7 protein-coding genes are annotated in these 9,483 nt (G+C 48.1%); 5 read left to right on the top strand and 2 right to left on the bottom strand.

The window, feature by feature from the left end:
• Positions 1-977: AAA family ATPase (locus PHW04_18550; protein ID MDD2717893.1), on the bottom strand; the 977-nt coding region annotated here is incomplete at its 3' end.
• A gap of 116 nt (positions 978-1,093) precedes the next feature.
• Between PHW04_18550 and PHW04_18555 the strand changes: the two genes are divergently transcribed.
• From PHW04_18555 to PHW04_18565, 3 genes are all read left to right on the top strand, one after another.
• Positions 1,094-3,766: an AAA family ATPase gene (locus PHW04_18555; protein ID MDD2717894.1), complete on the top strand. Its 2,673-nt coding sequence runs from the start codon at positions 1,094-1,096 to the stop codon at positions 3,764-3,766.
• Between the two features lie 12 nt (positions 3,767-3,778).
• The gene (locus PHW04_18560) at positions 3,779-6,460 is read left to right on the top strand and encodes an AAA family ATPase (GenBank protein MDD2717895.1); all 2,682 of its coding nucleotides are present in this window, start codon (positions 3,779-3,781) and stop codon (positions 6,458-6,460) included.
• 142 nt (positions 6,461-6,602) lie between these two features.
• Positions 6,603-7,238 (top strand): hypothetical protein, encoded by a 636-nt coding sequence (locus PHW04_18565; protein MDD2717896.1) that lies wholly within the window; start codon positions 6,603-6,605, stop codon positions 7,236-7,238.
• 79 nt (positions 7,239-7,317) lie between these two features.
• Here PHW04_18565 and PHW04_18570 read toward each other — a convergent pair whose 3' ends face one another.
• Positions 7,318-7,746 (bottom strand): adenylate/guanylate cyclase domain-containing protein, encoded by a 429-nt coding sequence (locus PHW04_18570; GenBank protein MDD2717897.1) that lies wholly within the window; start codon positions 7,744-7,746, stop codon positions 7,318-7,320.
• A gap of 110 nt (positions 7,747-7,856) precedes the next feature.
• Here PHW04_18570 and PHW04_18575 point away from each other — a divergent pair, with 110 nt between their 5' ends.
• Entirely contained in the window at positions 7,857-8,468 is a 612-nt protein-coding gene (locus PHW04_18575; GenBank protein MDD2717898.1) for a hypothetical protein, read from the top strand.
• A gap of 101 nt (positions 8,469-8,569) precedes the next feature.
• Positions 8,570-9,483 (top strand): ankyrin repeat domain-containing protein (locus PHW04_18580; protein ID MDD2717899.1); only part of this gene is annotated, 914 nt, incomplete at its 3' end.

The raw sequence follows: 9,483 nt of genomic DNA on the forward strand, positions 1-9,483 counted from the left end.
AAAAAGAAATCAGCGATCTCCAGCTGCAGCTTGCTCCTCCTGGGATCATCCAGATGGCGTGCCGCATCCTCCTTGAGAAGGCTATGCAGTTCAATCAGTCCAACCTGATTGTGTTCAAGCAGGAAGGTGTCCAGAAACTTACCCAGGGTTTTTTTGCGCATTGATTCAGGAATGCCCGGGATTTCCTCAGGCCTGACCGGTATCCGCAACAGGCTCAATCGCATGAAAATCTCCTGCTCATCCTGATCGAGGTTATTCCAGACTCTGATCAGCAGGTATTGCTCGATTTTTTCCTCGAATCCAGGTCCTTCCAGGAGTGATTCCAGGGACTGCCCGCCGGAAATCAGCAGGCTGATCAGAAGTTTGACGGAAAACGGATAGCCTCCGGTTTTTATAAAAATTCTCTTTTTCTGGTCTGTGTTCAGTTCTGTGAGATGATGGAATTTCAGAAGCTGGTCAATGATCCTGGACGTGTCTTCATCCGAAAGACCTGAAAGTTTAAGCTGATAGATGTCGATCATGTCCATGGGAGGCAGCTCAATCCGTTTCCTGGTGGCCAGCACCAGCCTTCCCTTGTGGAGAGTTCCGGCCTGCCTGACCAGTTCCCTGGAATCATCGTCCTCCACCTGATGGAAATCATCAAGGAACAGGGCCAGGGATTTCCGCTCCAGTAGATTGATTAATTCCCCGGCAATGGTTCCGATGGGTTCCTGGCCGCCTTCACCGGAGAGTTCGATTATTTCACTGAACAGATCTTTACCTGTCCAGCCGTTTTTGCAGGTAATGAACAGGACCCGGTCACGATATTGTTCCAGAGTATTGACGTAAGCCGCAAAGGCCTGGATAAGGGCTGTTTTACCGATCCCGGCCAGACCCGCTATCACGAATACTTTCTGGGTGTGGAACAGACCTGTTAATTCCTGCAGTTCCAGTTCCCTGCCACAGAAAAATCCCGTAGTATTTATACTGGAAATCATGAAATCAGGTTAGCATTTATTTCTATTCAGGGCAATTCTCCACTCGGATAGATTACTGATTGAAAAATCCATGGTATACTGTTTCTGAATAGAAATGAGTTTTACAAGTGCCACTTATGGATATGATTGTCACAACTGCAAAGGGATTTTACGGACGGGACCAGGAGCTGACTGAGCTGCTGGCAGCTTTGCCGATCGCAAAAGTGATGGTGATCGCCGGCCTCGGGGGGATTGGTAAAAGTGCCCTGGCCAGAGCTTTCGCCGCCTCTGTCAGCGAGAATGATCCTGGTCTTAAAGTGCTGTATCTCACCTGCAGGAACGGTGAGAGCGGATTGGACCTTTTCTCGGAACTTGCGGAAATGACTGGAGAACGAGGCAGGGACAAAGCAAAGAGTCTGGATTTCCCTTTGGAAACCGCCACTCTGCTGGAAACAAAATCCCTGGCTCTTTTTCTGGACGATTTCCAGCAGATCGAAAATGATGCTGCTTTGGAATTGATCAGGCAATGCAGCCGCATTCTCCTCAGGGGAAGGCTGGTAGTTATTACCCGCAAGCGGCTTGAGTTTTCATCCATTGAATCCCCCGGACTTTTCCAGCTGAAACTCGACGGTCTCAATGACCATGACTCTTTCAGCCTGATCGATCAACTCCTCTCATTCCACCACTTTTCGCTGCTAGGGGATGTGCAGAAAAAAAAGATCTTCGAACGAAGCGGCGGCCATCCGCTTTCCATCAAACTTCTGGTCAGCCTGCTGATTTCCGGTAGATTTTCTCTGGAAGCCTTGTTGGACGGGGAAGATTTTTTAACTGAGCTTTCTTGTTCACTGCTTTCCAGAGTCTGGGAAAATCTGGATAAAGAAACCCGGCTGGCAGGAGGGAAACTTGCCCTCCTGCAGATCCCGGTCAAACCCGGAGACATGCCTGGTGCTGAAAAAGCACTGGACAATCTTTCCGCTCATTTTCTGCTGGAACACGATCCAGCCGGACGTGTTTATCTTCACGATCTGCTGAAGGACTACATTGCCGGAACCATTGATGAAAAGCAGAAAAAAAAGATCCGTATCGGGATAGCTGAATATTTTGTCGGAAAAAAGTTTGCTGAAATTTCTGAGCTGAAAGAAGCTTTCAATCAGTATCACAAGGCTGGTGAGACCGAACTGGCTGTCGATATTCTGCTCAGGCTCTGCGAAGAACTGCGACTGCTGGGCGCTGAAGCTGAAAACATTTTAAACCTGATCAGTTCTTTTTTGGAAAGCGGAAAATACCGCCAGCAGGATCTATGCAAGTCCAGGGTAGAGCTGCTGATTTACCACAAGAAGTTCGGGGAGGCTGAACAGGCCTTGGCAGCAGTAAAGGATCCGCTTGTGTTCAGATATCTTTCAGCCATACTCTTGAGCCAATGCGGAGAGCATCGAGAGGCGATGACTGAGATGGAAAATCTGATCCCTGAACTTCCGGGAGGCAGGGATAAAGCCGAAATACTGCTTACACTGGCGGATAATTCCATCACTCTCGGGGATTTCAGCAAGGCGGAAGACTGTTATCAGCAGCTCAAAAGCTCCGGAAACTGGATTTCACCTCTTTTTCAGGCCAGAATCGAAGATACATACGGCGTATTTCTTGCCCGCAGGGGCAGACTGAATGAAGCCGTCACTCTGGCGAGCTCAGCGGAGAAAATTTACCGAAGTTACAAGGCTCAATTTCTCATTTCAGAGGCACTCTACAATCAGGTGAACTACCTGGTTGATCTGCAGGAGCTTGAAGATGCCTGGAAGAAGCTGGAACTTACCGTGGAGATCTGCAGTGAGCTCAGAGACTACCATAGCCTGGCCTTCTGCCAGAACATAAAAGGAGAAATCCTGTTTCTGAGAGGGGAATTTCAGGAAGCAGTCCGGGCCAAGCAGGATGGCCTGAATTATGCGGCGAAAGGTCCGCTCAGTGTGATCAGGGGTATGCTCCATAATTCACTTGGTCAGATTTACGTCCATCTCGGGGATTTCGAGCAGGCAGAGGGGCATTTCCGCACTTCATTCACCTTGTTTTCCAAGGATGAAGAGCCTGGGAGGACGATCTGGGGCAGACAGAATTATGCCCAGTTTCTTCTGCTCTGCGGACGGATTGAGGAAGCAACTGAAGAATTGAAAATGGTGGCGGAATTTGCGGAGTCCACCGGTCAGCCTAGACTGCTGGCCGCACTGTATTATTTCCGGTCCCTGCTGAACGGGATCAGAGGCGACGAAAACGGGCGGGGAAATGATTTCAGACTATTTCAAGAAAACCTTGCCCTGCTTCCGAACAAGACCAGAGAAAAACTTATCAGGGAGTTCGACTGGTACGCAAATCGACTTGGTCCTGACCCTGGGGAACAGTTACTGACTCTGATTACCAGTGAGGGTAAAAGAAAAGCCCAGATCCGGGAAATCGCGCGTTTGCGTTCCAGTCCGCAGGAATTCGAATTTTTTGCCGATTTTTCCAGCCGTGAGCTTTACATTGATGGAAAGGAAGCTGCTTTCTTCAGGAGAAAAGTTCTGGCTCCCCTTCTGCAGATATTTGCCGCAGAACCTGGGAAAATCCTGAAGCCTCAAACTATTTTTCCCTTTATCTGGAAAAGGGAATATGATGCCGAAAATGATGGCAGCACCTTCCGCATGACTATCACCAGGTTGAGAGCAGCGCTTTATAAAGCAGACCCTGAGCGTTTTATCCGCTTTTCACCTGAAGCAGGAGGCTATTTTTTCAACAACCGCTGCAGATACTGCATCATTCTGCCTGAAGCCAGGGGCGTGTGATATAATGTTAAAATGATTCCAACAGGTTCCGGTGGATTTTACGGAAGGGACAGTGAGTTCAGGGAACTGCTGTCTGCTTTTCCAGATCAGAAAGTAATCATAATAGCAGGTCTGGGCGGCATCGGTAAAAGTGCTCTGGCCAGAGCTTTTGCCGCTTCAATGAGTGAAACAGAGAACTATAGAGATAAAGTCCTGTTCATTACCTGCAGAAATGGCTGGACAGAACTGGATCTGTTTTCCGAATTGCTGGAGCAGGCCGGGGAACGGAGTGGAAGAAGCGGGACCCCACTCTCTCCTGATAGAATCGCCAGACTGCTGGAAGCAAAATCAATCGCCTTGTTTTTAGATGACTTTCATCTTCTGGAAAATGATCGGACCAGGGAACTGATCCGGGAATGCCGTCTGATTCTCAGTAAGGGCAGGCTGGTGATCATTTCCCGCAAAAGACCGGAACTCTCCTCTCTCGAGTTGATCGACATTTTCCAGTTGAAGCTTGACGGCCTGAAAGAACAGGATGCTTTCCTGCTGATGGACCAGCTGCTATCTTTCCACCATCTGCCTCATTTCAGCAGCGAGCAGAAAAAGGGGATATTCAAACGGACTGGCGGACACCCCTTTTTTATCAAGCTTCTGATCAGCCTGCTGGTCTCAGGAGCCCATTCCCTGGAATCCCTGTTAACCGGCGAAGACTATCAGAAGGAGCTGGAGAATTCTCTGCTCTCCAGAGTCTGGGAGAATCTTGACTCCTTTTCCCGTGCTCTGGGCCTGCGTCTTGCGCTCCTGAGGATCCCGGTCAGGCCGGAAGACCTGCCTGGATCAGGGCAGGGACTGCGCAGGCTTCTGGACTATTTTCTGCTTGAACACAACCAGTTCGGGCGTATTTTTTTACATGATCTTTTAAAGGAACACTTTACCAGTAAAATTGAGTGTACTCAGAAGAAAGAAATGCATCTTGAGATAGCCTCTTTGCTGGAGCATAAAAAAAATGCTGAGATTCTGGAGTTGAAGGAGACATTTTATCAATACCAGGAAGCAGGGGAGACTGAACGGGCAATTGATGTGCTGCTTAGGCTTTGCGATGAACAGCAGCTGCTGGGAGCAGGCACGGAAAATGTCCAGAATCAGGTGGAAATTCTTCTGCTGAACGGTTCTGAATACAGGACCGGAGAATTACGCCAGGCTCTGGTCTCGCTTTTAATCTATCGCCGGAAGTTCGAAGAGGCAAAGCAGGCGCTGAATTCAGTAGACCGTGATAAACGTCGCTCTTTGGAAGCCAGGCTGTTCTGCGAAATGGGCCGCCTGAACGAGGCCAAGTCTCTGGCTGAAAATCTGCTGCCTGAACTGCAGCAGGGCAGGGAGAGAACAGAAACACTCCTGGTTCTGGCGGAATGTTCACATACCCTGGGTGATTATATTCAGGCAGAGAATTGCTATCACCGGTTGAAAGCAACTGAAACCGGAGCTTCTCCACTTTTACAGGCCCGGGTGGATAATGATTACGGAGTTTTTCTCTACTATCGCGGGGAAATCCGGGAAGCGCTGGAACTGGCCAGGTCAGCAGAAGTCGTTTACAGGCAATATAATGCGTATTATGCGATTGCGGAAGCTCTATACAGTCAGGCGTATTATCACTTCGACCTGCAGGAAGTGCCTGCTTCCCTGGAAACACTGGAATCTGTCATTGCCATCAGAAAAGAGCTGAAAGATAATCATGGCCTGGCCTACTGTTTCAACTTGAAGGGAGAAATACTGTTCTGGAAGGGGGAGATCCAGGAAGCAATCCGGGTCGAGCAGGAGGGGCTGGAATACAGCCGCAGGGATGCGCTGGTTTTTATCAGGGGTGTGATCCACAATACTCTGGGCACAATCTATACAAGAATCGGAGATCAGGAACAGGCGGAAACCAATTTCAAGACTTCGCTTGCACTGCTGGGACAGATCGATGATCCATGGAGGGTAGCCTGGGCCAGGCAGAATTATGCCCAGTATCTCCTGGTTTGCAGGAGGACTGATGAGGCACGTGAATATCTGGATCAGGTAGCCGATTTTGCGGAAATCACCAGGCAACCAAGGATGTCGGCGACACTTTACTTTTTCCGCTCGCTCATCCAAGGAATCCAGGGAGACGAAAATGGCCGGAAGCATGATTTCGGGTTATTTCTGAATTGTATCTCAGCTCTTCCTGAACCTACCCGTGAGAAACTTCAGCTTGATTTCAAATGGTATGCTGATGCTGCTGCCGGAAAAAAGGAGCCTGGACTGCTGCTTCTTACCAGAGATGAGAAAAAAGATGCAGAGATCAGGGAAATTTCCAGCTCCCGCCAACAGAAAACCAGTTTCGAAATTTTCATTGATTTCGATGAGAGGGAGCTGCTGGTAAACGGCAGGGCGGTGAAATTTTTCCAGAAGAGGATAATGGTGCCTCTCCTGCAAGTGTTTGCCAGCGATCCTGGTAAAATAGTCAAACCCCAAGGGATCTTTCAGAGAATCTGGGAGCGGAAATTCGATCCCGAATCAGACGGCAGCACTTTCAGGATGACGATCACTCGACTGAGATCTGCTTTGGACAAGAAAAATCCCGACCGTTTCATCTGCTATTCCCCGGAAGCAGGGGGTTACTACTTCAACAACCGTTGCAATTATTGTATCATCATGCCCAAAACGGATGGTATTTCCAGCAGTTATTTTTCCTGATTTCCAGGCCTAGCAGTCCGCCACACTTAAATTTGTGCCTTCAGAAACATGAGATCGAGACAGATTCACGAAGCTGCGGTTTCTCTTCCAATCAGGAGCAATTTTAAATATAATGCTGCAAATCAAATTACCGGGAGTATAGATGCAAAAAATCATGATCCTGCTTCTTGCGACTCTGTGCGTGGCTTTATCTGCCAAATCCCCTGATCCTGTTCTGAACACGGGTTACACGATTTCCCGGGTAATTTTTGAAACTGAGAATCTGCCGTTTCTGGAAAATGCCGGGCCTGGCGCTTTTGACTCTTACCTGATCATGAATCTGCCGTTTTCACCTGTCAAAAAACTCTACCTTGATTTGAAGGAAAGTACAGGCCTGCCTCTGAAAAGCAGGGGAGAGGCGCATATCACTATAGTCACTCCGATAGAATATTATGAGGTGCTCCGCAAACACATCTCCATCATTGAGATCAACGGGATTGCAAAAGATCTGGAAATCCAGACCGCGACTTTTGAGGTTGTCTGTCTCGGTAAAGGTGCCATGGAACTGTCAGGTAAACTGGAATCAGTATTTTTCATAGTGTTGAAATCACCAGCCCTGGTAAAAATCAGAGCAGCGATTCAGAAAAAATTCATTGAAAACGGGGGTTCCCCGGGAAGTTTCGATCCAGCTCATTTTTATCCGCACATCACTGTAGGATTCACCTTGCGGGACATGCATGAAGCTGATGGAGTGATCAAGGACGAAAGCTCTTTCTTTGAAACTCTGCAGATTGAATGATCGAATGGCCGATCAAGATTGAACTGTAATTAAAAAAAGGCCGGAAAGTCCACCGGCTTTTTGATTATTTCTGGAATGTTTACTTCGTATCCGGGCAGATTTCCAGTCTGGTTTTTTCCTTGCTGGCCTTCATCTGCAGAAGCGCTGCATGATTGACCGTGCGGCCGATCACGTCCACAAACTGGGCAGAGGGATGGCCGATTTTTCCCAACAGGACTTCGCCGGTCGCGAGACCTGTGTTGAAGTATATCTCCACGCTGCCGATCTTTTTGCTGAAATGGCTGATTTCCTCGGCAGCTTTCCGAGCCTTAGCCGCATTGGTAAAAGAAAACATGATCATGTCGCCGATGTATTTATGGATTTTTCCGCCCTGGGCGACGATAGCATCACCGGCAGCCTGATATGCTTCCTGAAGTATTTCCACAGTCTGCTCATCCCCGAGTTTTTCGCAGGCTCTCATGAAATTAGCCAGATCTGAGAAGCCGACCGTCATTTTCTTCCTCTGCATTTTTCCCCCAATCAAATAATATTTCTAAAACTAAACAATATTACATTTAATTTGTCAAGCTTTTCCTGCATTACTTGACAAATCCCAATAACTTTAGATTTAATCTTAGCATGAGATATTTATACTTATTATTTTTCACAATACTGTTTCTCGAAGGCTGTAACGACCCCAGGGTTGATCAGCTTAAAAGTGAAATCGAAGCGCTCAAGACCGAGAACGACGGCAGGAAGATTGAAATTTTCGAGCTGAGCCAGAAACTCAAGGCTCTCAACATCACAAGCGAAATCCAGTCGATCAATGAAGCCCTTGAACTGCATAAGGCTCAGTCCAGGATCACGAAAGAACCCGGTTCCTATGTACTGAATTTTTCCAACAGGGAAGTGCAGCTGATGGAGACTGAATACGGATTCTTTCCGATCAATTTTCTCCGCTCTGAAGCATTTTCCAACGGATACAAGGTGAAATTCCTGCTTGCAAATACTTTGAATGTTTCTCTCGGCGATCTCACTTTCAGAGTGCGGTGGGGGAAAAGACCTGACGATTACATAGACCTCGATGAATGGAGAAAACAGCTTCAGGTAAAAGATATGAAGCCCAGGGTTGATTTGAAAAGCGGCTCCTGGAATTATCTGGAACTTTATCTGCTCCCTGCGAAAGCTGAAAACATCCAGTATGTTGAAGTAAGGTTGATCGCCGGGACGACGAGCCTGGCTGCTCCCTGAAACCGGAAAACGATTTCGATCATTTCCTCGTAGAGACGTACCATGGTACGTCTCTACTTGATAATATCTCTGATTGATCGTATCCTTTAACTCAAGTTCAGATGAAAGGATTTATCGTGAAAGTATTGATTTTATGTTCGATATTCCTGAGCACTATCCTCTCTTTTGCTGAAACAATAGTTGATTATGCCAGGACGGGAAATACGACTGAAGTCATGAAGATGATTTCTGCCGGCACCAGTGTCAACTTCAAAAACAGTTTTGACGAGACCGCCTTGATGGAAGCCAGCCGCAGAGGAAATTCTGCCATGGTCAGACTTCTCCTCGAGAATGGGGCGGATGTGAATGTAGTGAACAATAACGGATCCACCCCTCTGATGGAGGCGGCTGCCAATGGCTTCCGGGACATAGTCCGTCTGCTGATCGACAAAGGAGCTCTGGTTTCAGTGAAGAACTCCAATGGAACCACTGCTCTGATAGAAGCTTCCAGAAAGGGCAGACTGGAAGTGGTGAAGCTCCTGCTTGAGCGCAAGGCTGAAGTGAATGCAAAGAATAAAAACGGCACCACAGCTCTGCTTGAATCCGTGATCGATGGTTTTCCGGAAATCGCCAGACTGCTCCTTGATTCAGGTGCTGATGTGAATCTTCGCAACCAGAACGGGGCCTTCCCGCTGGCCGAAGCGGTCAACGGAGGATTCGGCGACCTTGCAAAGCAGATGCTCGATTCAGGCGCGCTGGGGAGTGCAAAAGGTCCGGAAATTAATTCCTTGCTTACGGCTGCAGCTAGGAAAGGTCTGAAAAATATTGTGGAGATGCTGCTGGACAAAGGGGCTGATATTGATCAGAAATCCCTGTTCATCTCTTCCTGCCGGAACGGGCAGACAGACATAGCCAGGCTGCTTCTTTCCAAAGGAGTTGACGTCAACTCAAGAACCGCCCAGAATGAGACCGCCCTGATGGTGGCTTCTGCCGGGGGGTTTTTAGTAACAGTTAAATTTTTTTTCGAATCCAAGGC

The sequence above is a fragment of the Candidatus Wallbacteria bacterium genome, assembly GCA_028687545.1.
Lineage (GTDB): Bacteria > Muiribacteriota > JAQTZZ01 > JAQTZZ01 > JAQTZZ01 > JAQTZZ01.

Excerpts from the sequence above, each read along its gene's own strand:
- PHW04_18555 (MDD2717894.1), top strand. The coding sequence starts at position 1,094 with ATGGATATGATTGTCACAACTGCAAAGGGATTTTACGGACGGGACCAG.
- PHW04_18560 (MDD2717895.1), top strand. The coding sequence starts at position 3,779 with ATGATTCCAACAGGTTCCGGTGGATTTTACGGAAGGGACAGTGAGTTC.
- PHW04_18565 (MDD2717896.1), top strand. The coding sequence starts at position 6,603 with ATGCAAAAAATCATGATCCTGCTTCTTGCGACTCTGTGCGTGGCTTTA.
- PHW04_18570 (MDD2717897.1), bottom strand. The coding sequence starts at position 7,746 with ATGCAGAGGAAGAAAATGACGGTCGGCTTCTCAGATCTGGCTAATTTC.
- PHW04_18575 (MDD2717898.1), top strand. The coding sequence starts at position 7,857 with ATGAGATATTTATACTTATTATTTTTCACAATACTGTTTCTCGAAGGC.